Source organism: Anaerolineales bacterium, assembly GCA_015075725.1.
GTDB lineage: Bacteria > Chloroflexota > Anaerolineae > Anaerolineales > Villigracilaceae > Villigracilis.
On record JABTTV010000001.1, the window covers coordinates 1,496,821 to 1,519,307 of the forward strand.

Consider the following 22,487-nt stretch of genomic DNA (forward strand, 5'->3'; position numbering starts at 1 on the left):
ACTTGTTCTAATTTGTCAATGGGGAATCCTTGCAGAACCATTGCCCACCTCCTGTTGGAATGGTTTGACCAGTTCTGTTTGATGACGAATATCACAAAATTACTCCTGTTACATCCATCACCCTGACAAGGTGATTGAACATACTTGAAAGGGTATAACCTGATTGTTACAATTTTCACAAGAATATATGAATATCCGGATAGATGCCAAGGTGAACGTATGAACTCAACTCTTGAAAGCGAAATCACTCAATTACATGCCGAAATCTGCGCTGGCTTGGCAGACCCGAACCGCATCTTGATCCTCTACGCTCTGTCGCAGAGTACCCGCAACGTGACCGAACTGTGCAACGAGTTGAATATGCCGCAACCGCTGGTTTCGCGCCACCTGAAGGTTTTGCGCGAGCGCGGCATGGTGGTCTTCAAACGCCAGGGAACGGTCATCCAATATTTCCTTGCCGATATACGTTTGATCCAGGCTCTGGATCTGTTGCGGGCAGTGATGCGCGATGGGCTGGCGAAACGTGCAGAACTGGTCGAAGCGCTGGCATAACGCATCCCGTGTTCGCGGGAGCGCGATCAAATCAAATGGAGGCTGAAATGTTCGAGAAGAAGGAAAAACTTACATTGGTAGTCTTGAGCGGCGACCTGGACAAGGTGATGGCTTCATACATCATAGCATCCGGCGCGGCGGCGGCGGGCATGGAAGTGGTCATGTTCTTCACCTTTTGGGGATTGAAAGCCATTCAACGCGACGGCGTATTCACCGGCAAGGGCTTGTTCGGCCGCATGCTCGGTGTGATGAACCGCGGCGGACTCAACGCCATCGGTCCCTCCCGCCTGAACATGGGCGGCATGGGGCGCTGGATGTTCAAACTGATGATGAAGCAGAAGGGCGTCACGCAACTGCCCGAACTTCGTCAGGCGGCGATCGATCTCGGGGTTAAATTGATGCCTTGCCAGATGAGCATGGACGTTATGGAGATCAACTGCGATCATCTGATCGCCGAAACGACCGAACCCGTCGGCGTGGCCACCATGCTGGAACACGCGAAGGAATCCAGCATCCAGTTCTTCATCTAACCTGCTGCGTAGTGTGCGCCCTCTTCGGCGACATCAGCATTAAAAGCCTGCTACGCATAATCAAAAGGAATTCAAAATGACCGAGACCCCAAAACTCACCCTCGATTTCAAAGGTTTGTTGTGCCCGATGCCCGTCGTCAAGATCGCGCAGGCGATCAAACAGGTGCAGGTCGGCGAATTGATCGAAGCCATCGCCACCGACCCCGGCGTCATGGCAGACATCCCAGCCTGGGCGCGTTCCACCGGCCATGAATTGGTCACGCTCGAAAAACAGGACAAGATCTTCAAGTTCGTAGTGAAGAGACTCAAGTAGATCGGTGTCATGACGGGACTGATCAAGAGAGTCCTGTCATAACGGAGGAATCCAGATGCTCATCTTCCAACTGCTCGCTCTCGTGGGACTTGCGGCCGGTCTCTTCGGAATCTACCTTCGCTACGCCGAGACCAAACGCCGTGCTCTGCCCATCGACAAATCCCCGGTCAAGGGAAACATCCCGCACGGGATCGCCTACGCGTTCACAACAGGCATGATGCCCTGGGCAAAAGAATCCACGCGCATTCACCTGATCGCATACCTGCGCGGGATAGGATTTCACATCGGGATCTTTACTGCCATTGGGACGGTGATCCTCAGCCCGTTGTGGGGATTCCTCCCCCCGCTTCTTTCCTCGACTTTGTTCTGGGTCCTGATCCCCGGAGCCTTGCTCGGCGCCGCGGGTGGACTCATGCGACTCGCCGAACATAACCTGCGCGGTTTGTCCCTGCCCGACGACCATTTTGCCGTCTGGCTGACGACGCTTTTTATCGCCGTAACAGGCTTGGGTTTGGTCTTTGAAGCGTTTGTCGTTCCGATGTATATCGTCAGCGCGGTGACGTTCGCGTACATTCCGCTCGGAAAGATCCGTCACTGCCTTTATTTCTTCTTTTCGCGCACTTTCTTTGGGAAATTCTTCGGGCGGCGCGCCGTATTCCCCCACGGTACTCCGTACCGCGAAGCGCTGAAATGAGGTTGCCATGACCGAAACGATCGAACTTGCCTTGAAAACCCTTGAAGCGCAGCTCAATCAGCCGTTGGAGACCGCGCTCGAAGCCTGCGCCCGCTGCGGTATTTGCGCGGAGGCTTGTCACTATTACCGCGCCGAACCGAAAGTGGAACACATCCCGGCCTATCGTGCCGAGCAGTTGCGGAATGTGTACCGCTACGAACACGATTTCATCAGCAGGCTGTTCCCCGTTTGGACGCGCGCGAAAAAACTTGACGAAACGACACTTGCGAATTTGACTGAAATTGCATTCAGCCAATGCACCTTATGTCGGCGATGCACGGTCAACTGTCCGCTGGGTGTGGATACGCCGTTGATGATGCGTGCCATCCGCGCCATGGCAACCGCCGCCGGGACCGCGCCTGAAATACTGATAATGCTGGCGGACGCGGCGATCGAGAAGGGGAAAGATCCCTCGTTCTACAAGGAAATGTTTCTCGAACAGATCGCGGACATGGAAAAACAGTTGCGCGACATCACAGGCGACGAGAACGCGACCATTCCTGTGGAAAAGCAGGGCGCGAAGATTCTATACGTTCCGCTTGCCGGTGCGCATACCATCCTGCCTCCCGCCGTTGTATTTAATGCCGCACAAGAAGATTGGACTCTCTCGATCTTCGAAGCCTCGAACTATGGCGTCTTTCTGGCGGATGTGAACCGCGCCAAACAGGTTGCCAAACGCATCGTGGATGAAGCCAACCGGCTGGGTGTGGAGGAAATCGTCATCTCCGAATGCGGGCACGCTTATGCATGTTACCGCTGGGATGTGCCGAACTGGTTCGCGGGTCAATTCGATTTCAAAGTCCGATCGCTGATTGAAGTGCTTGCCGGGTATATCTCGGATGGGAAGATCAAAGTCGATCCCACGGCAATTCCCGGGTCTGTCACCTATCACGATTCATGCAATCTGGCGCGCAATGGCGGGCTGTTGGAAGAACCGCGTTATGTGTTGAAAAGCATCGTCAGGGACTTCCGCGAGATGACGCCCAACAAAGCCGAAGCCTTATGTTGCGGCGGCGGAGGCGGGATCGTCGCCCTCGCCGAATATGCCGAGCGGAGGATTGCGGCTGGCAAACCCAAGGCGGATCAAATCAAAAGTACCGGCGCGCGTACCGTGGTCGCGGCTTGTGAGAACTGCCGTTTGCAGATCGGTGACCTGAACGAACATTACAACTTGAACATTCATGTTACAGCGCTGACGGACCTGGTTGTCCAGGCGATGCGATTGCCGAAGCCGTTGCCCGGCATGGAGGCGGAGCATCTGTTCGAAGGAGAACAGGTTGAGGTCCCAAGATAAAAGTATGTGACAAAACATAACTCACCCGCGAAACCTACATTTCGTGGATGAGTTATGTTTTTAAGAGCAGTTATTCAGGATAACTTTAATTGCCTTACGCTTTAAGGTGTCATGCTGGGCGCAGCAAAGCATCTCTGCGATCGTCTTCGGTAAACTTCGCGGCGCCTTTAGCGCTGCTCAGGGTGACAATTTGTAAGGTGATTTGTGTTACTCTGAACAGGATCGGGGTTAATTAAAATTTATCAGTCGCGGCTTCTTCCGCTGACGAGCGAGACGTAATACAGCAATTGCAGGATCGCCGTGACCAGGCCTGCCACGTAAGTCAATGCGGCGGCATTGAGCACATTGCTGACGCCGCGCATCTCGGCGTCGGTCTGGATGATGCCGCTTTCGGCGAGCATGCGGCGGGCGCGGGCTGAAGCGTCGAATTCCACAGGCAGGGTAACCAGCGCGAATAATGCGCCTCCGGAAAAGACCAGCACGCCGATCCATGCCAGTTGTGTCCATTGCAGGATCAGGCCGATGAGGATCAGAATCCAGCCGAGATTGGATCCGATATTCACCAACGGAACGAGCGTGCCGCGGAACTTGAGCGGGAAATAATCCTCGGCATCCTGCTGGGCATGACCGAGTTCGTGCGCGGCGATCGCCAATGAGGCGACCGAAGGGCTGTTTGCCACACCCTGCGAAAGATACACGGTCTTGTCGCGCGGATCATAATGGTCCGTCATTTCGCCCGGCGTGCCTTGAATCTTCACACCGTGAAGCCCGCCGGAGGCGATCAGCCTTCTAGTGGCTTCATAACCGCTGAAGCGACTGCCGGCGGCCACCCGGCTCCATTTGTTGTATGCCGCCTTCACATACCACGATGTGAGCGCCATGAGGATAAAGGCGGGGATCATAAAGATCAAATAGGTGGGGTCGAAGAAAAACATTTTCAATCCTTTCGTTATTGTCCGATCATTTCCAGCAAAATACGAACGGCTTCGTCCAATTGCGGGTCACGGTCCGCTATCCGGTCGTCCTCTGTGAGATCCACCGGATAATCGGGGGTGAGGCCAATATCATGAATGGTATTTCCATTCGGTGTGAGCCATTTCGCAATGGTGACGCGCACTGCGCCGTTCTCCTCCGAAAGGGGATACCAAATTTGCACCGAGCCCTTGCCATAGGATACCGTGCCAAGGAGTTTGGCGCGTCCTGAATCCTGTAACGCACCCGCCACGATCTCGGAAGCGGAGGCAGATCCTTCGTTGATGAGCACGATCATCGGGATGTCCGCATCGGTGGCGGCGCCGCCCGGAACGACTTCAAACGTAATGCGATTCCCGTCTCCATATTGTTCGTAAAGGACGACTCCCTGCTCGAGGAACTGCGAGGTGACATCCACAGAGGTCTGCAGAAACCCCCCGCCATTGTTTCGCAGGTCGAGGATGATGCCTTTGGGGTTTTGCGGCATCAACTCTTCCAGGACCGAGTTCAGCTCCGGCATGGTGTTGGGACCGAATGTCGTCACCTGGATATAGGCAATATTCCCTTCGAGCATTTCGCCATCGGCTGAAGCGATGGTAATGCGCGCCCGAACGATGGTGAATTCGAGCGGTGATTCTTCGCCTTCGCGCACGATGGTGAGCACGACCGTCGACCCGGCGGGACCGAGCACCCTGCGCCGGGCAAGTTCGGCGTCGATGCCGGTCATGTCTTCGCCGTCGATGGCGACGATCTTATCGCCTGGAAGCAGCCCCGCCGCCTCTGCGGGAGAACCGGGGATGGGACTGGTGATGGTCAGGTAATCTGTCGTCGTATCCACATATGCGCCGATGCCTTCATAAGAACCTTCGAGGCTTTCATTTGCCTGTTGGTATTCCTCCGGGTTCATGTACGTGGAGTGCTCATCGCCGAGAGCCTGCATCATGCCGTCGATGGCGCCGCGCATGAGAGCAACGTCGTCCACGGGCTGGTCGACATAATTTTCATGGATAAGGTTCCATGCCTGCCAGAACGGGGCGAAAAGGGTTTGAAGTTCTTCGGGCGTGGCTGCCAGTTGTTCTGGCGAAGCAGTCGATGGCGGGGCTTCGGTTGGGACATCGGTAATCCCAGCCATCGGGAAGGTCCCGAAAGGCAGGAGATGACCCGTTACAAAGCCCCCGGCAAACGAACCAAGTGCCACGATGAGGACAGCCAGGACGAGCAGGACTGCCTTTAAAGTTTTATTCACAAGTGCCTCCAATTCGGCTTTTTCATCAATAAAAGGTCGGCTGGCAATTCGCGTATATTGACGAGCCGCCCATGTCTACCTTTACGCGGAAAGATACCAATTGGTTATTAAGGATTGCTGAATGAATCATACGATTTGTGTAAGAACGGCTTTTTATTCGGGTTCTTTGCCTGATTCCTTCCCGCCTTCGCTCAATTCCCGGACCGAGCGCCGCAGTTCATCCATATCGTCCCTTTTTTTCGCCGGATTCGCCGTCAGGGATTTGGCGATCACATCCAGCCAATGCCCCCCGCCGGGGCGCGCCGCTCCGCGCGCAATGGCGTACATGATGAGGTTCGAGCCAAGGATCAGCCCGAAGAAGATCAGCGCGCCAATGAGGATCTTGTTTTCTTCCATGGGTCATTGCCTTTCCAGAATATCCTTCAGTTCGTTCCAATTCGTCAGGTGAGCGTCGGCGCTTTCGGCGGGGAAGGTTTCGTTGTACAGGATGCTGAACAAGCCCGCCTGGCTTGCCGCGCTGGTGGTGCGATGGATGTCGTCGATCATCACGCATTTAGCTGGGTCTTTTTCCCCTGCCGCTTTCAATGCGACCCGGAATGACTCAGGCATGGGTTTGCAATAGGGTGAGATGGCATTGATGTCCACAATGACGTCGAACAAATCGCGCAGGTCGAGAACGGTCAGGACTCTTTTGGCGTGGGGAATGTCTGCGTTCGTGAAGATCAGGTTGCGGGTCGGGAGTGAAGCGATGACCGAACGCAGGGTCGGATTCGGAGTCAGATAATCCTTCAGAGGCAGGTCATGTACATAAGCGAGAAAATCCTGCGGATCGATATCGTGATTGGCTTGCAATCCGCGCAGGGTCGTTCCGTATTGCAGATAATATTTTTCACGGATGTGCGCGATCTGTTCTTCGGGAAAACCCATGCGCTCGCGCATGTACGCGGTCATGCGTTCCTTGATGGCGTTCCACAACCCTGTGCCTGGCGGGTAGAGCGTGTCGTCGAGGTCGAAGAAGATGGTGGTAAAGCGCATTTGATGATTATAATCGTGCCATGCCAATTCGATTGCTTTCATCCGAAGTCTCGTCGCAGATCGCCGCTGGTGAAGTGGTGGAGAGGCCCGCTTCTGTGGTCAAAGAACTTACGGAAAATGCATTGGATGCAGGCGCGACCAATATTTCCATTTCGATAATGGATGCGGGGCGGACTCTGGTCGAGGTGGCGGATGACGGCACTGGAATACCAGCGGATGAATTGGCTTTAGCCGCCTCGCGTCATGCGACCTCGAAACTGGTCCAATCCGGGGACTTGTTCCACATCCGGACCCTTGGCTTCCGGGGCGAAGCCCTGGCTTCGATAGGCTCGGTCTCGCACATGACGATCACGTCGCGGGTGGAATCCGCCAAAGAAGGTGCGCGTTTGAAGGTGGAGGGAGGCGTGTCGGGAAAGGTCGAAAAGGTGGGCGCGCCGAAAGGGACCGTGGCGCGCGTGGAGAATCTTTTTTACAACGTGCCTGCTCGTTTGAAATTCCTGAAGACCGATGTGACCGAACGCCGCGCGATCGATTCTTTGGTGACGCGTTATACCCTGGCGTATCCGACTGTCCGCTTCAGAGTGATGGATGGAAAGCAAACCACATTGCAAACGGCGGGAGATGGCGACAGGCGGGCGATCCTAGCAGCTTTGTATGGCGTGGACGTCGCCAAACAAATGCTGGAGGTGATGGCTGGCGAAGAGGGTATGACGCTCACAGGTTTTATAAGCCCCGTTTCGTTGACCCGTTCGAATCGCAAGGAGATCACTTTCTTCATCAACGGACGCTGGGTGCAGGAGGTTTCGCTCAACTCAGCCCTGCTGCAGGCCTATCACACGCTATTGATGGTGGGACGGTATCCGCTCACGGCTTTGTTCCTTGATATGGCTCCCGAAGAGGTGGATGTGAACGTCCACCCGACGAAAGCGGAGGTGAGATTCCGCGCACAGGACAAGGTTTTTAGTTTTGTTCAGCGTTCGGTGAGAAAAGCTTTGCTGGCATATACCCCCGTCCCGGCTGTTTCACCGCAGTTGTGGGGATCAAGGTCGCGGACGGATGAACTTCCAAGAAGAGAAGTGGGAATCGATTGGAGTATTGGGCATGATGAAGAGTTGAAAGTGGAAAGTGGCGTGTTGACGAGTATGGAGTCGGCGAGTGACGGGTCTCCAGTCTCCAATCTCCGATCTCCCAATTCTCAATCTGCTTTCTCCACCGGCGTTCCCTTGCTCCGTCTCATCGGTCAGATCGGCGCGACGTATCTTGTGGCGGAGGGACCCGATGGACTGTATCTCGTCGATCAACATGCGGCGCATGAACGGGTCTTGTTCGAGAAATTGATGGCCCAGCATGAAAATAAAAGCATTCCAGCGCAATCGTTGTTAACTCCGGAGATCGTGACCCTGCCGCCGCAGTCATCGAAGGCATTGGTCGAGCAGTTGGTTTTCCTGAATCATTTTGGATTCGAGGTGGAGGAGTTTGGGACGAATACATTTCAGGTGCGCGCGATGCCGGTATTATTCGCTGGCGGCAGCCCGGCTTCGGCGCTCAAGGCTCTGGTGGAGGACTTCGAGGAGGACGAGAATCCGCTTGCGGCGGAGGTGGAGGCGCGGCTTGCGGCGAGGGTCTGCAAACGGCTGGCGGTCAAAGCCGGGCAGGCGCTCACCTCCGAAGAGCAAAGGAGTCTGTTGAACGACCTGGAGGCATGCCAATCCCCGCGGACATGTCCGCATGGCAGGCCCACGATGATCCATCTCAGCGTGGATATGCTGGAGCGTCAGTTCGGGCGCAAAGGCGCAAGATAGCCATCAAATTGCAAGGTGCCGGGGTTGCTAATTTTGTAAGGTTGAATTATTTTTTCAAGCGGATACGCTACAATTATCTCATGAAGAATCTAACTGACCTATCCAAACGCGATCTCAAAATACTGTTCGATCACATCCAGGCCGCCATCGCGCTCGTGGATCGGGAAGGGGAGTTGATCTCATGGAATTCCGCGTTCGAGGCGGGTAAAAGCCAGTTTCCAAAAGCAAACAATCTAAAGGAATTATTCCTGCAAAAGGATGCGGGCGTGATCCGCTCAAAACTTGCGGAGGGGATCAAGGATCACTGGGCGGGCGAGTTTGCGGTCACCGAAACGGATGCGGCTGTGCTTTGCGATTTCTGGCTGGTGCCGATTGACGACAAGCATATGCTCTTCATTGCCGAACGCATCGAGTCGGAGGCGGACGCCGAGGACATGGTGGAAAAATTGCGCAAACAGGTGAGGCTCTTCCAGGTGGAAAGCGAATATTCGAAGAAACTGGCGCGCAACAAGCAGATCGAAATGGAGGCGGTCATTGCCCAGGCTGAGGAAGTGGCGCATGTGGATCCACTGACCTTCCTTCCGAACCGCCGCACCATCATAAAGGACATGCAGAACGAAGTCATGCGGGCGGAGCGTTACCGCACCTTGTTTTCCATATCGGTCGTGGACATCGACAACTTCAAGCTGATCAACGACACGTACGGCCATCCGGTCGGTGACGAGGTCCTGCGGCATGTGGCGATCCACCTGCGGGATGGAATCCGCCACCCGGATGTGGTTGGTCGATACGGCGGCGAGGAGTTCATCATCCTCCTGCCCAATTCAGACCGGAACGCCGCCGTCGAGCAAGCCGCGCGCCTTTGCCGGGAACTCCGCGATAAAAAATTGTTTGTGAAGGAACTCGAATTGCAGGTGACCATCAGCATCGGCATCGCGGAATTCCGCATCGGCGAGGATTCGTGGCACAGCCTGCTCAAGCGGGCGGATAATGCCATGTTCGAAGCCAAGAACCTCGGCCGCGACCGCTGGGTCGTGGGGGATTGATCCAACGCCTGCTGTTTGAATTTTCCGAACTAAATCCCCCAGGGATTATTGAACGGCGTCTTCACAAATGCTCACAAAATCTGCAAAAAGGCCGTATGCGGTTTCTTCAGGCCCGCCCGTCATGCCGGGTTTTTCTGAGAGAGATATCGAATAATCGAGAATAACATCCGTCCGAAACGTCACACCGGTGCTTGAGTTCATCATGCCGTACAGCGACGAGGACGAATCGACCAATTGTGGCGAAACACCGGCGACGATTCTCCCATCCCTTTTTTCTGCGGAACAAATAAGCTTATAACGTTTCCCTTCAGCCTTTGCCTTCTCGATCATCCCGGACGTGATGCCGCGAATGCCGGTGGGATTCACCTGCTGGGGCGTCATCGGCGCATCCCATAACACGGTCACCAGTGCCGCAACTTTGATCGCCGCATCCCAGCCGTCCACATCATTGGTGGGGTCGGTTTCAGCCAGTCCGATCTTGTGCGCGTACGCGAGCGCTTGTTCGTAGGTCTCGCCGTTTTCCATTCTGGATAAGATGACGTTCGTCGTGGCGTTGAGGATGCCTTTGAATGATTCCAATTCTGCGAGCGGGAACGCCTCGCGCATGACCGAGAAGACGGGTGCACCTCCCAGAACCGCAGATTCAAACCGGAACTTTTTTCCCTTCGATTCCGCCAACGCAGTCAATTCACGATAACCATGCACCACCGGGCCCTTGTTCGCGGTGATGGCGTGCATCCCCAGGTTCAGCGCCAGGCGGATGTGATCCAGCGCGGGCTGACCGGTCTGTGTGTTAACGGGCGAGTTTTCGAACATGACGTTTGCGGATGATTTCTGAATAACAGCAATGGAATCTTCGACCTGGAAAGTGGAAAGTGGGGAAATGGACTTTCCGCTTTCCACTTTATGCAATGCTTGTTGAGCATCGAGCCCGGTTGGGTTCACCGCAAAGCCATGGCTCCCGGTTGCGATGCTCGTGATCGAATATGTGACATCATATTTTGATTTCAGCAAATCACGTTTTCGTTCCAACAACCGGACGAGCGACCGGGCAACATTGCCGAAACCGATAAAACAGAGGTTGTAGTGCATGGAAATAGGTTCTCCTGTGTCAGGTATCAGGTGTCAGGCACGTGACACTTAGAACCTGATACCTGACACTTATATCGGCGGATATGGATACATCCTGCGTCCCTGCGCGGGGCGGGGGAAAACCTTCGTTTTACATAATTCATCCGCGCGGCGAATGAGGGCGCGGATCTCCTTCGGGCTGAGATAAGACTCGAGTACACCGGACCAGCTTTGGGTGGAGGAAAGAGGCGTGAGCAATTCGTCGGGGATGGGCTGACCGGCAAAGTCCCATAGTACAGTGCGGAGTTTTGGCTCCTCGTGAAAACAGATCCCGTGATCGATGGCGTAAAGGTGCCGGGTTTCCTCTTCAAAGAAAACATGACTGCCTTTGCGGTCGGCGTTGTTGGCAAGGAGATCGAAGAGCACAACAGGGCGGAGTTTGTGCTTGTCTTCGGGCGTAAAGTTGAAGTAATGGTATTCGATGTCGTAGTCGAGATATTGCTGGAGCGAGCCGGGACCGTGCGGACCGTCATCGCGATAGACCGTGAAGGGCACGATATGAAAACCGAGCGCTTCGCTCAATTCGTACGCGGCTACCTCGCGCAGGGCGAGCGTGTTATCGGGAAAATCCCAAAGAGGTTGTTCGCCTTTGCTTGGCTTGTACACAGCCTTGATGATTTCACCTTCGTGATGCACGTCGACGAGAAAAGTGTAGTTCGAACCGAGCATGAACTGACCACGAAGTTCGTAGTCGCCGTGTTGAAGGACTCGTTGAAGTTGACGGGCATCGGAAGTCACCCGATGATTTTACTTCATGATTTTACTTCAACACCGTCAACCCGAGACCCAGCTTGATCAACTCATCGGTAATCACCCGACTCCCCGACTCCGTGTAATGACCGAGTCCGTCCAACCATTCCGCCGGGGGTTTTGAGTCTTGAAAGTAAGGGTCGGGCAGGGCGCGCACCGTGATGATGCCGCGAGCGCGCCCCTCGTCCACGACAAATTTCTGAAGATCATGGTAGTAAGTTTTCATCACCACTGCTGTTTCCGGCTTTACCAACGGGGTCGTCGCGCCGGGTAACGTAAAGTGGTAATAGTGATCGTCGGTGATGAACACGCGCAACAGAACCGGCGACCCCGCGCGCAATTCCGCCAGCAAATCCATAATTTCGGCGTAGTTTTCCTTTTCTTTCTGCAAAGCTTCGCGCAGGCAATCCTGGTTGTCATCGCCGCCGCAAATTTTGCCTGCATATCTCGACTCGGGGGCGTTGAGAAATTCGATGTTAAAGTCGAAAGTGATTATCTCGGCCTTCCGAACCAACCCGCGCAATTCCTCGTTTGTGAGCATGTTTTCGAGAATCTCATACGGCTCCCACCTCTCCTGCTCGTGGATGACGACTTCAACCCCCTTTTCCTGCTCGACGTATGCGGCGAATTGTTCAGGGATATCGCTCGTTTCAGCGCGCGACATCACGCCCATGACGAGGTAATCCCAGGTCTCGGGCCTGGCGCAGGCAGGAAGGGTCAATAACAAGGCGAACAGAACGATCCAGCGAAATGATTGTTTCAAGGTTGCTCCCTGCGCCGTCCCCGGCGCATGGGTTCTGCGCAACACGCCGCCGGGGACGGCGGCTTTGAGCGTTAGAAGCGATTGTTTCATGGCAAATCTCCTTTTTGTCATTCAAAGTTACAGTCACCTGCGAGGTGACTGTAACTTTATTGCGAAATGGATCCGCAATCCGCATTTGCTTCTGTCAACTCCGGGATTCCCGGCTGGGACGGCTCAAGCCCCGGGCTGAGGATCAACTCAACGGCGGCGCGACTGCCTTCCTCCGAGAATTGATGTGAGCCGTCTGTTTTGAAAAATTCAGGCGGCAGTTCTTCGTATGTTTTCGAAAATACAGTAACGATTTGAACTCCCGGTGTGGTTGCCTGAAATTCCTGGAACCTGGTGAAATACGAGGCCATGACGGAAACCTGTTCGCGCGTCGCGTCGCCGCCATAAGAGACATGGAAGACCCAATCGCTCCACAGGACCACCTGAAAAACGACCGGCTGGCTGGCGCGCAACTCCGCGAAGGAATCCATGATGCCCTTCCATTCGCACTTGGTTTTCACCAGGGTTTCGCGCAGGCAATCCTGATTATCCTTCCCACCGCATGAGTCAAGTGTATAACGGAGTTCCGCCGAATTGCTCCAATTGGGGCTGACGTTCAGGAGAATGATGTCCGCATCAGCAACCGCCTCCCTCAATTCCGGGTTGACGCGCATATTCTCGAGAAACCCATCCGGCTTCTCGTTGACCCTGATCCACGTAAAGGTGTTTGCCTCCACTCCCATCCGCTCTTCGATGGCGGCTTCGTACAATTGCGGGATGTTGTTTCCGGCAAATCCGCCGCCGATGATGACGAGATTGATTTTCCCGCTCATGCAGGATGAAGGGACAAGCAGAACAAAAAGGAGCGCGGCGCGAAGGAAATATTTCATGACAAGATGATTTGCATAAGAGAGAGTTTCAGTTTACAGACCTGACAGGTTTCACGGTCTGCGGAAACCTGTCAGGTCTTTTTCATATAAGAAATTGTCTCTATGGTTTCAAGATCAGCGGCACAGCCAGCGCGCCAACTCCATCCTGTCCGCAGACGACATAATTCTCGCCCCCATCGTTCAACGTGACTTCATAGAAGTCGCTGGCATTCAAGCCCGGAGCGAGGTGGGTGACGAAATCTTTCACAAAGGGCGGCAACCCGTCGCCCTTGAAATCCAATACATCCTGCGCGTCGTTTCCCTCTTCCAGGGTAAAGATGATGACCGCATTGTCGCCGTCTGTCGGGTTTTCGACGCGAATATAGATGGGGTTGGGTATATCCCCTTCCAGCGGCGTGACCGTGCATCCCGTTTGGTTGAATGTCACGGTCAGGTCGGCGAGTCCTTCGATTCCCGCTGATTCATAGCCCAAGCCTCGGAGAATATCCACTGCGGCGGCGCTTCCCGTCTCGGAGAAATGTAGCCCGTCTTCCTGAAAGTATCCCATCGAAAGCAATTCTTCATGCTTCTGTGGAAAGACCAACGCGGTTTTGACGCCCGGTGTCGAGGCTTGCAGGTCCTGGTATTCGTGAAAGTACGGGGCAAGGATGGCGATTTCTTCCGTCGTTATCTTATCGCCGTAATACGCGGGATAGACCCAATCTCCCCAAATGAGGACACGCAAAACGACCGGCTGTCCATTGCGCAGTTCCGCAATTGTATTGAAGATGCCGATCCAATCACGCATTGCCTTGGCGGTCGTTTTGCGCAGGCAATCAAGGTTGTCAGCGCCGCCGCACAAATCATTGAAGAACATGTTTTCCGCGGCGTCCCCCCAACTGGGGGAAAATGCCACGAGGATCACATCCGCATTCTTGACCGCCCTCCGCAATTCGGTCTCGGTTCGCAGATTCTCCAGGTACGTCGGCGGGTGAGCGGCGGGTTTCATCCAAGGAAAGGTATTGACCTTCGCGTCCATATCTTCAGCGACGGCGGCTTCGTAGAGTTGTGGAATCGTATTCGACCCAAAGGCGTTCCCGATCACGACCAACTCAACGGTCTCGCGCGGGGCACAGGCGGAGACACCCGCAATCAGCGCGGTTAATAAAATGATGCGAAACAGGGGTCTCATGTGGTTCTCCTTAAATTATTCGCCCAGAGCGGAGTGGCGCCGAAAGCGCCACGTAGTCGAAGGGCGGGTCCACTGTTAAACAGCAGGTAAACCTGAAACCCGTCCTTCGTCTCCCGCTTCGCTTTCGCTCAGCGTCCGCTCAGGACGGCGATACTACCGAATACTTATGGCCCGAATTTGCCGACATACTTGTCGCTCACGATCAAGCCGTTTTCGATTACCACTTCATACTTCTCGCCGCCGAAGACCTTGCCATCGCTCCTTCCCAACAGCGCGCACTCATACGAGACGGTGTTGCCGCTAACCTTGTAATTCCGGCAATCCATTGTGAATTCGTCTATGGCGCTCTCGAAGAGGGAACGAATTTTCTCCTTGCCAGCGAATGTCCCAAGCAGGTTGACCACCACCGCGTCGTCCGCATAGTGGGACAGCGCCGCCTCGAGGTCTTCCGCATTCCAGTCCGCTACAGACGCCTTGACCACGGCGATTTCCGGGGAGTCGGCTTCTGCCGCGCTCCCGCCGCCTCCGCAAGCCGCGAGGCTCAAAGATAAGACAAGTAAACCGAGGATTTGAATCAGGGATTTCATGGGATTCTCCTTTATTATTTACTGCCGCTTTACGGCGTAAACTTTTCCGTCAGGACGTTGCTCTTGATCAGCCCGTTCTCGACGACCGCTTCGTAGCGCTCCCCGGTTTTCGCGCCGCTGGAATATGCCGTTAGCACGCACTGATAGGTTACCTTGCTCCCCTCGACCACGTAATTGTCACAGTCCAGGCTGAAGGTTTTCACTGCCTGCGCGTAGAGGTTTCGGATTTTTTCACGCCCGGTGAACGTGCCCGCGTTGTTGACCTCGTACCCGTCCTCGGCGTAGAGAGCCGCCACGCCGTCCGGATCCTTGGCGTTGTGCGCGGCTTCGAGCGCCTCCAACACGGACTCGGGGTCGGTAGCCGTCGCGCCGCCTGCCCCGCCCCCACAAGCCGCGAGGCTCAGGGATAGGACAAGGTAACCGAGGATTTGAAACAGGGTTTTCATGAGATTCTCCTTTCATTCCAATCATGGTTTTAACGGCGCGTATCCCGCCGCGCGCAACAAGTCCGCAACAGTCAGCACCGCTTTATCCGTGAATCCGAGGCGTGTCACAAAATCCTCGCTGGCTGGCGTACCGGGACCGTTCGGCTGGAAGTAAGGCGCAATGTCAATGATCGTGATGTCGTATTCCATGGCAATTTCCCGGATGGCTTCATTCATCAAGTCCGCATGAATTGTGAAGACGCGCACCTCATCCTCCGTCAATTCGGTATCGAAAGCCGCCGCCAAATACGCGTCCAGCGTTCCGTAGGCGAACGTCCGCACGATGGTGTTGGACGGGTTTGCAAGACTGGTCAGTTCGTCAAGATAGGCTCTCAATTCTTTGACCGCCCTTTCGTGCGCGATGCGAAAACATTCTTCGCCGTCATCTCCCCCACACATCTCGCTCATATACCTGCCCTCCGCGCCCCCAAGATAAGACTCGGTTGGCACATCGAAGGTAACCACCTCCGCATTTTCCACAAGTGAGCGAAACTCCATGTCGGTCTGTAATATTTCCAGCATCTCCCCCAGGGTCTTGCGCGAATGGAAAGAGACATCGGTCAGCGTGACTTCGACGTTCAAGTCCTCTTCAATGTACGCCGCGTACGCCTCGTTCCAGCGCATGGCGTAGGTGAAGTCTCCGCCGATGGAAACGTATTCCCATTTCTCTTTCGCGCAGGCGGCGAGCGTCAATGCCCCCGCAAGCGATACCAACGCAAATTTCAGCCAGTGTTTCAAGTCTGCCTCCTTTGGCGGGAAGGTCTTTTGTTATAATATAATATAACAAAAGAAATTGAATGTGCCTTAAAATTTCCGAGCCATGATGACCACGTCCCTCCCCCTGCGCCTCGACCCCAAATCGAACCTGCCCGTTTACGCCCAACTCCGCCAGCAGATCACCTGGCTGATCGCCAGCGGCGAATTGAAACTCGGCGACCGACTGCCGCCCATCCGTGACCTTGCCGACCAGCTCGGCATTCACATGCACACCGTCCGCCAGACGTACCATGCCCTCGAAGCGGATAAACTGGTGGAGACGCGGCGGAAGCGCGGAACCTATGTGACATCCACGGATATTTACCGCCTCGCGGCGCGGACCTCAAACCTGCCTACCAACACAATCGGAGTCCTCGTCCCAAGCCGGAATCCGTTCTACTCGCCCTACCTGCAGGGCATCGAAGACGAGGCGCGCAAGTCGAACGACTTGTTGTTTACCTGCTATACCCACTTCGACAAGCAATCGCCCGACCATTACACCCGCCGCTTGATCGCCAAAGGCGTGGACGGCATAATCGCCACCTCACTCGAGTCGGCGATTCTGCAAGCGGGGGGCGGACCGTTCCCCAAAAACCTGCCGCCCGTCGTATACGTAGACGACCCGGTGCAAAAAATATATTCGATTGTGATAGATAACGAAGGCGCGGCGTATCAAGTAGCCGGACATCTCGTCAAGAAACATCATTACCGCCGCATCGCGCTGATCACCCCGCCGATTGCGTGGCAGAACGTCCGCGACTTCTATGACGGATATCACCGCGCTCTGTCCGAAACGGGAATCGAATTTGACCCAAACCTGGTGGTTGAAATCCCGTTCTTCTCCCCGGATGCAGGTTATCAAGCCGCAACTCATCTGATGGAAATGAAATCGCCGCCGCAGGCGATCTTAGCCGCGGCGGATATCATCGCCGTTGGCGTGGTACAGGCAATCAAAGAGAGAGGTCGGCGCATCCCCGAAGATATCGCTGTCGCAGGTTACAACAATATCGAAGTGACCGCGCTGATGGACCCGCCGCTCACCACCGCATCCGTGCCGACCTATGAAATGGGAGTCCAGGCGATGACCATGCTCAATAGACTGCGAACCAACCGTCCTGTGGAAAAGAAGCGGATCACCCTTTCCACGGAACTGATCGTCCGCAAGAGTTGCGGGTGTTAAGTTGCTGGACAGTATGATGGTGAAACAGCCAGAAATAGCCGTCCTTTAAATTTGGAAGGATGTATTTGTAATTCCCCGTTTTAAATTACGTTAATGCAAATGCCCGTTCTTCTTCGGGCAGAAATGCCCGGTCGGCTCCATGGGCTGGCCGCATTGCGGGCAGATGGGGCGTCCGCGCGAGGAGACTTCCTGCCCCCAACGCGCAAGCTGGCGTAACTGGGTGCGCGTTGCCCAAAAGCGTATCTGCGATGCTTCGTTCGGGTCTTGCTCTTCTGTGATGAGTTCTTTGGCGAAGACGACCACACGGTCGCGGTCTTTGTCGTAGCCGAGACCGATCTCACCGGCGCGGAAGAGCGGGTCGACGGGGGGGTTGATCCGCATCACGTCTTCGACGTAATCGGCGGAGGCTTCTTCAAGGTCGGGATATTGCTGGCTCAACTGCCCGAGGAATTGTTCGATGCCGATGGCAAGCGAGATCAACTGGGCTTTTTCGATGATGATGGTGAACGTGCGGCGATCTGAGTAGGCGTGCAGATAAAAAACACGCTGACCGGGTTTCCCAATGGCGTCAGCGGTGATGTGGTCGCAGGGGTCAACGTCAATATCGGTGCGGGGCATGGTGTTACCTTTTTTGAGAGTATACCAGAAGAGACCATTGACGATTGACCATTGACGATGGATGATTGGCGATGACTAACGGTGTGTCATCCACCCTTCAAGAAGGTATAATCCCATCAATTCGCCAAAGGAGATGCCATGTACGATAAAAAGAAACTCGATGAGTTACAGCAATCGCTTTCCAAATGGGAGCAGACTTCCCTCAATAAAGCGTTGACCCAACTTCCCGAACGCGCCGACGAATTTATCACTACCTCCTCCGAACCGATCAACAGACTTTATACACCGCTCGATACCGCGGATTTGGATTACGCCGCCTCACTCGGACTGCCAGGTGAGTATCCCTACACGCGCGGAGTCCACCCGACGCTTCATCGTTCCAAACTGTGGACGATGCGCATGTTCGCTGGCTTCGGCACGGCAGAGGAGACGAACGGGCGCTTCAAGTATCTGCTCGAGCAGGGTCAGACCGGTTTGAGCATCGCCTTCGACCTCGCCACGTTGATGGGTTACGACACCGATCAACCCGAAGCTCTTGGTGAATTTGGCAAATGCGGCGTGGCGGTTTCTTCTTTGAAAGACATGGAAATCCTGCTGGATGGCATTCCGCTCGATAAAGTTTCCTCCAGCATGACCATCAATTCGCCGGCAGCCATCATTTGGGCGATGTATCTTGTCGCTGCCGAAAAACAGGGTGTGCGGTTCGATCAATTACGCGGAACGATCCAAAACGACATCTTGAAGGAATTCATCGCGCAAAAGGAATTCATCTTCCCGCCGGAACCATCCATGCGTCTCGTGGTGGATACGATGGAGTTCGGCTCGAAACATGTCCCGCAGTGGAATACCATTTCCATTTCGGGTTATCACATCCGTGAAGCAGGTTCGACGGCGGCGCAGGAACTGGCGTTCACCCTTGCAGACGGCATGGAATACGTCAGATGGGGAATCGCGCGCGGCATGGACGTGGACGAGTTCGCGCCGCGTTTATCGTTCTTCTTCAACGCCCACAACGACTTCTTCGAAGAGATCGCCAAATACCGCGCCGCGCGGAGAATCTGGGCGCGTGAAATGCGCGAGACCTTCAAGGCAAAGAATCCGCGCTCGTGGTTGATGCGCTTCCACACACAGACAGCGGGAGTCTCTCTCACCGCGCAGCAGCCTGAGAACAATATTGTCCGTGTGGCGATACAAGCGCTGGCGGCGGTGTTGGGCGGCACACAAAGCCTGCACACCAACTCCATGGATGAAGCCCTCGCGCTTCCCTCTGAACACGCGGTCAAAGTTGCGTTGCGCACGCAGCAGGTCATCGCGGAAGAATCCGGCGTGACGAATACGGTGGATCCGCTTGGGGGTAGTTTCTTCGTCGAAGCGCAAACAGACCGAATGGAGAAGGATGCGTACGCCTACTTCCGCAGAATCGAGGACCTGGGTGGAGTCATCCCGGCTTTGGAAAAAGGTTTCATGCAAAGCGAAATATCCGATGCCGCGTATCGCTATCAGCGCGAGATCGATGAGAATCGCCGAAGAATCGTGGGTGTGAATGCCTATCTTGATGAAAAGCCTGCCGCCATTCCCATCTTGAAAATGGACCCGAACGGATACAGCCGTCAGCTATCCCGCCTGAACGAAGTCCGCAAGACGCGCGACAGCGGACGCGTGGGACAAACATTGGATGCCCTGCGCATTGCCTGCGAAGGAACCGAGAACACGATGCCTTATATATTGGACTGTGTGCGCGCGTATTGCACGCTTGGGGAGATTATCGGTGTGATGACGAAGGTCTTTGGAAAGTACGAAGAGCCGACGATGATTTGAGTTTCAGGTCTCGAGTCTCAGGTTTCAAGTTAACGTGGAAGCGGTGGTTATGTCGTTTCCACGTTTTTATTTCGGCGGACCGCCAACAACTTTTGGATCTTTTGATAACGCTCGCGCGTCAGCGGATATGACCACGCTATGGCGATCGTCCCCATTAGGATCACTGCGCCGATGAACGAGTCCATCATGCGAATCATGAACAGGGCTGACTCCGATTGCTGAAATTGTAGTGCGCCTTCCGGCGGAGCCTGATACCCCGACCAGCCTAGAATCTGCAATGTAACAAAGATAACCCCCGCCCCTGTCAGCTTGCGGATGAGGGTGCGGATGCCGTAATAGATCCCCTCCTGCCGCCTGCCTGTGCGCAGTTCATCCCATTCGATCACGTCGGGCAAAATGGAGTCGGGCAGAATATACGCCGCCGAAACGCCAATGCCGGCAAAAGCGGCAAGGGTGAGCATGTAACTCGTTTCGCCGGGTTGAATGGTGAAGATGAGCAGCTGCACCACGATCCATGCTGCCATACCGGCAATGTATGCTCGAATCTTATTCTGTCTTTTGGAAACCCATAACCAGAATGGCACGAACAACACACATGCCCCCATCAATACCCCAAAGAAAGCGGACTCCAACGCAAGGTCCACGCCGAAGAGGGTGATCTTCGCCAGCAGGTTGCCCTGCGCCACCCAGTATTGTAAAAAGAACGGGAAGGTGATGGCAACCATGTCCACCGCCGACCAGTTAAACATGTAAATGCCAACAGCATAGCGAAAGGGTACATTCTGCCATGCCAGTTTCAGGGTCTCGCGGAACGAAAGCGATTCCTGTTCCGCCGTCGCGGATGCAAACCGTTCGCGCACGAACAGACCGATCAAAAACAAAGGAAGCGAGCCAATCGCGCCGAAGACCGCGCCAGCTGTCATGAATCCCTGCTGTTGTGTGCCGCCGCCGAGCATCACCGAGTCCACGATCATGGGCGCGGCGACCACCACCACCATCGCAGATGCGAGTTGGAACACGGTGCGAAAACTCGAAAGCGATGTGCGCTCGTCGTAATTCTGGGTCAGTTCGGGGGTCAACGAAAGATACGGCACAGCCACAAGGGTCGTGAGCGTGTCCGAGATCATGAACGCCAATGTTACATAGATAAGCAGCCCGACCTGGCTCTCCCAATTTGGCGCGGACCACAACATCACAAAACTCAACCCGAACGGGAAGGCAAACCATAACAGGAAAGGTCTGCGCCTGCCGAGCCTCGACTTTACACGATCGCTCAACATTCCAATCAGCGGGTCATTGACGGCATCCCATACGATACCGACCAACGCGCCCAGAGATGCCAGACGCGGCTCGATGCCGACCACATCGGTAAGATAAATTGCGTAAAAAATGGAACGCATCATGCTGATGCTGGCGATGCCCCAATCCCCCGAACCGTAAAAAGCTTTCAGCCAGAATGGAAGTCTTTTACTCATAAGACCGCGAATATCCGCGCAAGTGTAACATGGATATAATACCCGTATGACATCCCTGGCGGATAAATTAAAGTCGCTCGGCGTCAAGACGGCAAACACGCTTCAACCCCAGCCGAGGCATGAATCGCGGTCGATCGACTCGGTCGTCGCCGGGAGTTTCATCTCCTCTCCAAACGGCGGCGAGACCTTTGTCGCCGAGCAGATTTACGACCCGGACTATCTACACGGCAATACATCCCCGTATTCCCAGTTTCCACTCTCCGTCATTTCGCAATGGGCAAGCGACCCGCGCATTGCGGATATGCCCATCCATAAGTTCGCATTTCTCGACACCGAAACTTCCGGCGTTTCCGGCGGCACGGGCACATATGCCTTCCTCGTCGGCGCGGCGCGATTCGTCGAAGGGAGGTTCACCCTCAAGCAGTTCTTCATGCGCGACCCGGCGGAAGAACCGACCATGCTCGATGCGCTGATCCACTTCCTTGCGCCCTGTGATGGGCTGGTCACATTCAACGGCAAAGCCTTCGATGCCCCGTTGCTCGCCACGCGTTACAAACTGCACCGCATCCCGGTCCCGTTCAAGGATTATGCCCATATCGATCTGCTTCCGCTGGCGCGGCGCCTCTGGCGCGACCGCCTGCCTTCGCGCGCTTTGAAATATCTCGAAGAACACGTGATGGGTTTTACGCGGGCTTCGGAGGAAGTGCCCGGTTATGAAATTCCCTGGCTGTATTTCGATTATCTGCGGACCGGCGATGCCCGTCCATTGGGCGGCGTTTTCTATCATAATGCGATGGATGTGGTTGCGATGGCGGCTTTGCTCGCTCACGTCAGCGAGATTCTTGCAGACCCATACAACGGACGCGTGGAGCACGGGCTCGATTTCATCGCCCTCGGCAAGTTGTTCGAGGACCTCGGTCATTGGGATGAGGCGGCGCGTTTGTTCGAGCGCGGACTCGAACTTGCCCATTCGGCGGAATCAGCACCCGGGTTGGATGAGGCAGATTTCGGCGTGGCGGTGAAGCGCATCTCCATCCTGCAAAAGAAGCGCGGAGACATGGAACGCGCAGTCGAGTTATGGAAGGCGGCGGCGAAGCAGGGTCATATCTATGCTCACATCGAACTCGCGAAGTATTACGAACATAAGATGCGCGATGTAAAGAAGTCGCTCAGGTGGGCGAAGTCTGCGCGCGCTCAAGCCGAAAAAGCCGACCTGCCTGCCTATGTACGCAAGCATTGGCTGAAGGAAATCGACCACAGGCTGGAACGGCTGGCGCGTAAAGCGGGTTTATAATTGGGCAATTAATGCTTGA

24 protein-coding genes are annotated in these 22,487 nt (G+C 55.0%); 10 read left to right on the top strand and 14 right to left on the bottom strand.

Features of this window, described 5'->3' with window-relative positions:
- The first annotated feature begins 219 nt into the window (after positions 1 to 219).
- The 5 genes from HS100_07165 to HS100_07185 all read left to right on the top strand — a co-directional run bounded on the left by HS100_07165 (position 220) and on the right by HS100_07185 (position 3,422).
- Positions 220 to 552 (top strand): winged helix-turn-helix transcriptional regulator, encoded by a 333-nt coding sequence (locus tag HS100_07165; GenBank protein ID MBE7433679.1) that lies wholly within the window; start codon positions 220 to 222, stop codon positions 550 to 552.
- Positions 553 to 599: 47 nt separating this feature from the next.
- Positions 600 to 1,082, top strand: coding sequence for a DsrE/DsrF/DrsH-like family protein (locus HS100_07170; protein MBE7433680.1), 483 nt, complete (start codon positions 600 to 602; stop codon positions 1,080 to 1,082).
- 76 nt (positions 1,083 to 1,158) lie between these two features.
- Positions 1,159 to 1,395: a sulfurtransferase TusA family protein gene (locus HS100_07175; protein MBE7433681.1), complete on the top strand. Its 237-nt coding sequence runs from the start codon at positions 1,159 to 1,161 to the stop codon at positions 1,393 to 1,395.
- Between the two features lie 55 nt (positions 1,396 to 1,450).
- A complete protein-coding gene (locus HS100_07180) occupies positions 1,451 to 2,089 on the top strand; it encodes a hypothetical protein (protein ID MBE7433682.1) in 639 nt (212 codons plus the stop codon).
- A 7-nt stretch (positions 2,090 to 2,096) separates the two neighbouring features.
- On the top strand, positions 2,097 to 3,422 hold the full coding sequence (locus tag HS100_07185) for a (Fe-S)-binding protein (protein MBE7433683.1): 1,326 nt from the start codon (positions 2,097 to 2,099) through the stop codon (positions 3,420 to 3,422).
- Between the two features lie 242 nt (positions 3,423 to 3,664).
- On the opposite strand, the gene HS100_07190 is transcribed toward HS100_07185, so the two are convergent.
- The 4 genes from HS100_07190 to HS100_07205 form a co-directional block, all read right to left on the bottom strand.
- Entirely contained in the window at positions 3,665 to 4,357 is a 693-nt protein-coding gene (locus HS100_07190; protein ID MBE7433684.1) for a zinc metallopeptidase, read from the bottom strand.
- A 14-nt stretch (positions 4,358 to 4,371) separates the two neighbouring features.
- Positions 4,372 to 5,640: a S41 family peptidase gene (locus HS100_07195; protein ID MBE7433685.1), complete on the bottom strand. Its 1,269-nt coding sequence runs from the start codon at positions 5,638 to 5,640 to the stop codon at positions 4,372 to 4,374.
- Positions 5,641 to 5,793: 153 nt separating this feature from the next.
- Positions 5,794 to 6,036, bottom strand: a complete 243-nt coding sequence (locus tag HS100_07200; protein MBE7433686.1) for a hypothetical protein — start codon at positions 6,034 to 6,036, stop codon at positions 5,794 to 5,796.
- Positions 6,037 to 6,039: 3 nt separating this feature from the next.
- On the bottom strand, positions 6,040 to 6,717 hold the full coding sequence (locus HS100_07205) for a pyrimidine 5'-nucleotidase (protein MBE7433687.1): 678 nt from the start codon (positions 6,715 to 6,717) through the stop codon (positions 6,040 to 6,042).
- Between HS100_07205 and mutL the strand changes: the two genes are divergently transcribed.
- Both mutL and HS100_07215 read left to right on the top strand, forming a co-directional pair.
- A complete protein-coding gene (gene mutL / locus HS100_07210; protein ID MBE7433688.1) occupies positions 6,696 to 8,477 on the top strand; it encodes a DNA mismatch repair endonuclease MutL in 1,782 nt (593 codons plus the stop codon). The two genes, HS100_07205 and mutL, sit on opposite strands and share 22 nt — an antisense overlap.
- An 80-nt stretch (positions 8,478 to 8,557) precedes the next feature.
- Positions 8,558 to 9,523, top strand: a complete 966-nt coding sequence (locus tag HS100_07215; GenBank protein MBE7433689.1) for a GGDEF domain-containing protein — start codon at positions 8,558 to 8,560, stop codon at positions 9,521 to 9,523.
- Positions 9,524 to 9,568: 45 nt separating this feature from the next.
- On the opposite strand, the gene HS100_07220 is transcribed toward HS100_07215, so the two are convergent.
- The 8 genes from HS100_07220 to HS100_07255 all read right to left on the bottom strand — a co-directional run bounded on the left by HS100_07220 (position 9,569) and on the right by HS100_07255 (position 16,065).
- Complete coding sequence (locus HS100_07220) at positions 9,569 to 10,615, bottom strand: homoserine dehydrogenase (GenBank protein MBE7433690.1); 1,047 nt, start codon at positions 10,613 to 10,615, stop codon at positions 9,569 to 9,571.
- Between the two features lie 69 nt (positions 10,616 to 10,684).
- Positions 10,685 to 11,392, bottom strand: coding sequence for an SCO1664 family protein (locus HS100_07225; protein MBE7433691.1), 708 nt, complete (start codon positions 11,390 to 11,392; stop codon positions 10,685 to 10,687).
- A gap of 22 nt (positions 11,393 to 11,414) precedes the next feature.
- Complete coding sequence (locus HS100_07230) at positions 11,415 to 12,257, bottom strand: hypothetical protein (protein MBE7433692.1); 843 nt, start codon at positions 12,255 to 12,257, stop codon at positions 11,415 to 11,417.
- Between the two features lie 56 nt (positions 12,258 to 12,313).
- Positions 12,314 to 13,084 (bottom strand): hypothetical protein, encoded by a 771-nt coding sequence (locus HS100_07235; protein MBE7433693.1) that lies wholly within the window; start codon positions 13,082 to 13,084, stop codon positions 12,314 to 12,316.
- A 100-nt stretch (positions 13,085 to 13,184) separates the two neighbouring features.
- A complete protein-coding gene (locus HS100_07240) occupies positions 13,185 to 14,255 on the bottom strand; it encodes a hypothetical protein (protein ID MBE7433694.1) in 1,071 nt (356 codons plus the stop codon).
- Between the two features lie 164 nt (positions 14,256 to 14,419).
- A complete protein-coding gene (locus tag HS100_07245) occupies positions 14,420 to 14,842 on the bottom strand; it encodes a nuclear transport factor 2 family protein (GenBank protein MBE7433695.1) in 423 nt (140 codons plus the stop codon).
- Between the two features lie 29 nt (positions 14,843 to 14,871).
- A complete protein-coding gene (locus HS100_07250; protein MBE7433696.1) occupies positions 14,872 to 15,288 on the bottom strand; it encodes a nuclear transport factor 2 family protein in 417 nt (138 codons plus the stop codon).
- 21 nt (positions 15,289 to 15,309) lie between these two features.
- Positions 15,310 to 16,065: a hypothetical protein gene (locus HS100_07255; protein MBE7433697.1), complete on the bottom strand. Its 756-nt coding sequence runs from the start codon at positions 16,063 to 16,065 to the stop codon at positions 15,310 to 15,312.
- Positions 16,066 to 16,147: 82 nt separating this feature from the next.
- On the opposite strand from HS100_07255, the gene HS100_07260 reads away from it, so the two are divergent.
- Positions 16,148 to 17,263 carry a substrate-binding domain-containing protein gene (locus tag HS100_07260; GenBank protein ID MBE7433698.1) on the top strand — a complete coding sequence of 372 codons (1,116 nt, stop codon included), beginning with the start codon at positions 16,148 to 16,150 and terminating at the stop codon, positions 17,261 to 17,263.
- Between the two features lie 90 nt (positions 17,264 to 17,353).
- Here HS100_07260 and HS100_07265 read toward each other — a convergent pair whose 3' ends face one another.
- Entirely contained in the window at positions 17,354 to 17,881 is a 528-nt protein-coding gene (locus HS100_07265) for a DUF3090 domain-containing protein (protein ID MBE7433699.1), read from the bottom strand.
- Positions 17,882 to 18,019: 138 nt separating this feature from the next.
- On the opposite strand from HS100_07265, the gene HS100_07270 reads away from it, so the two are divergent.
- Positions 18,020 to 19,699, top strand: coding sequence for a methylmalonyl-CoA mutase family protein (locus HS100_07270; protein MBE7433700.1), 1,680 nt, complete (start codon positions 18,020 to 18,022; stop codon positions 19,697 to 19,699).
- A gap of 47 nt (positions 19,700 to 19,746) precedes the next feature.
- Here HS100_07270 and HS100_07275 read toward each other — a convergent pair whose 3' ends face one another.
- Complete coding sequence (locus HS100_07275; GenBank protein MBE7433701.1) at positions 19,747 to 21,174, bottom strand: MFS transporter; 1,428 nt, start codon at positions 21,172 to 21,174, stop codon at positions 19,747 to 19,749.
- A 46-nt stretch (positions 21,175 to 21,220) separates the two neighbouring features.
- On the opposite strand from HS100_07275, the gene HS100_07280 reads away from it, so the two are divergent.
- Entirely contained in the window at positions 21,221 to 22,468 is a 1,248-nt protein-coding gene (locus tag HS100_07280; GenBank protein MBE7433702.1) for a ribonuclease H-like domain-containing protein, read from the top strand.
- The last annotated feature ends 19 nt before the right edge of the window (positions 22,469 to 22,487 follow it).

Excerpts from the sequence above, each read along its gene's own strand:
- HS100_07165 (MBE7433679.1), top strand. The coding sequence starts at position 220 with ATGAACTCAACTCTTGAAAGCGAAATCACTCAATTACATGCCGAAATC.
- HS100_07170 (MBE7433680.1), top strand. The coding sequence starts at position 600 with ATGTTCGAGAAGAAGGAAAAACTTACATTGGTAGTCTTGAGCGGCGAC.
- HS100_07175 (MBE7433681.1), top strand. The coding sequence starts at position 1,159 with ATGACCGAGACCCCAAAACTCACCCTCGATTTCAAAGGTTTGTTGTGC.
- HS100_07180 (MBE7433682.1), top strand. The coding sequence starts at position 1,451 with ATGCTCATCTTCCAACTGCTCGCTCTCGTGGGACTTGCGGCCGGTCTC.
- HS100_07185 (MBE7433683.1), top strand. The coding sequence starts at position 2,097 with ATGACCGAAACGATCGAACTTGCCTTGAAAACCCTTGAAGCGCAGCTC.
- HS100_07190 (MBE7433684.1), bottom strand. The coding sequence starts at position 4,357 with ATGTTTTTCTTCGACCCCACCTATTTGATCTTTATGATCCCCGCCTTT.
- HS100_07200 (MBE7433686.1), bottom strand. The coding sequence starts at position 6,036 with ATGGAAGAAAACAAGATCCTCATTGGCGCGCTGATCTTCTTCGGGCTG.
- mutL (MBE7433688.1), top strand. The coding sequence starts at position 6,696 with ATGCCAATTCGATTGCTTTCATCCGAAGTCTCGTCGCAGATCGCCGCT.
- HS100_07205 (MBE7433687.1), bottom strand. The coding sequence starts at position 6,717 with ATGAAAGCAATCGAATTGGCATGGCACGATTATAATCATCAAATGCGC.
- HS100_07215 (MBE7433689.1), top strand. The coding sequence starts at position 8,558 with ATGAAGAATCTAACTGACCTATCCAAACGCGATCTCAAAATACTGTTC.
- HS100_07220 (MBE7433690.1), bottom strand. The coding sequence starts at position 10,615 with ATGCACTACAACCTCTGTTTTATCGGTTTCGGCAATGTTGCCCGGTCG.
- HS100_07230 (MBE7433692.1), bottom strand. The coding sequence starts at position 12,257 with ATGAAACAATCGCTTCTAACGCTCAAAGCCGCCGTCCCCGGCGGCGTG.
- HS100_07235 (MBE7433693.1), bottom strand. The coding sequence starts at position 13,084 with ATGAAATATTTCCTTCGCGCCGCGCTCCTTTTTGTTCTGCTTGTCCCT.
- HS100_07240 (MBE7433694.1), bottom strand. The coding sequence starts at position 14,255 with ATGAGACCCCTGTTTCGCATCATTTTATTAACCGCGCTGATTGCGGGT.
- HS100_07245 (MBE7433695.1), bottom strand. The coding sequence starts at position 14,842 with ATGAAATCCCTGATTCAAATCCTCGGTTTACTTGTCTTATCTTTGAGC.
- HS100_07250 (MBE7433696.1), bottom strand. The coding sequence starts at position 15,288 with ATGAAAACCCTGTTTCAAATCCTCGGTTACCTTGTCCTATCCCTGAGC.
- HS100_07260 (MBE7433698.1), top strand. The coding sequence starts at position 16,148 with ATGATGACCACGTCCCTCCCCCTGCGCCTCGACCCCAAATCGAACCTG.
- HS100_07265 (MBE7433699.1), bottom strand. The coding sequence starts at position 17,881 with ATGCCCCGCACCGATATTGACGTTGACCCCTGCGACCACATCACCGCT.
- HS100_07270 (MBE7433700.1), top strand. The coding sequence starts at position 18,020 with ATGTACGATAAAAAGAAACTCGATGAGTTACAGCAATCGCTTTCCAAA.
- HS100_07275 (MBE7433701.1), bottom strand. The coding sequence starts at position 21,174 with ATGAGTAAAAGACTTCCATTCTGGCTGAAAGCTTTTTACGGTTCGGGG.
- HS100_07280 (MBE7433702.1), top strand. The coding sequence starts at position 21,221 with ATGACATCCCTGGCGGATAAATTAAAGTCGCTCGGCGTCAAGACGGCA.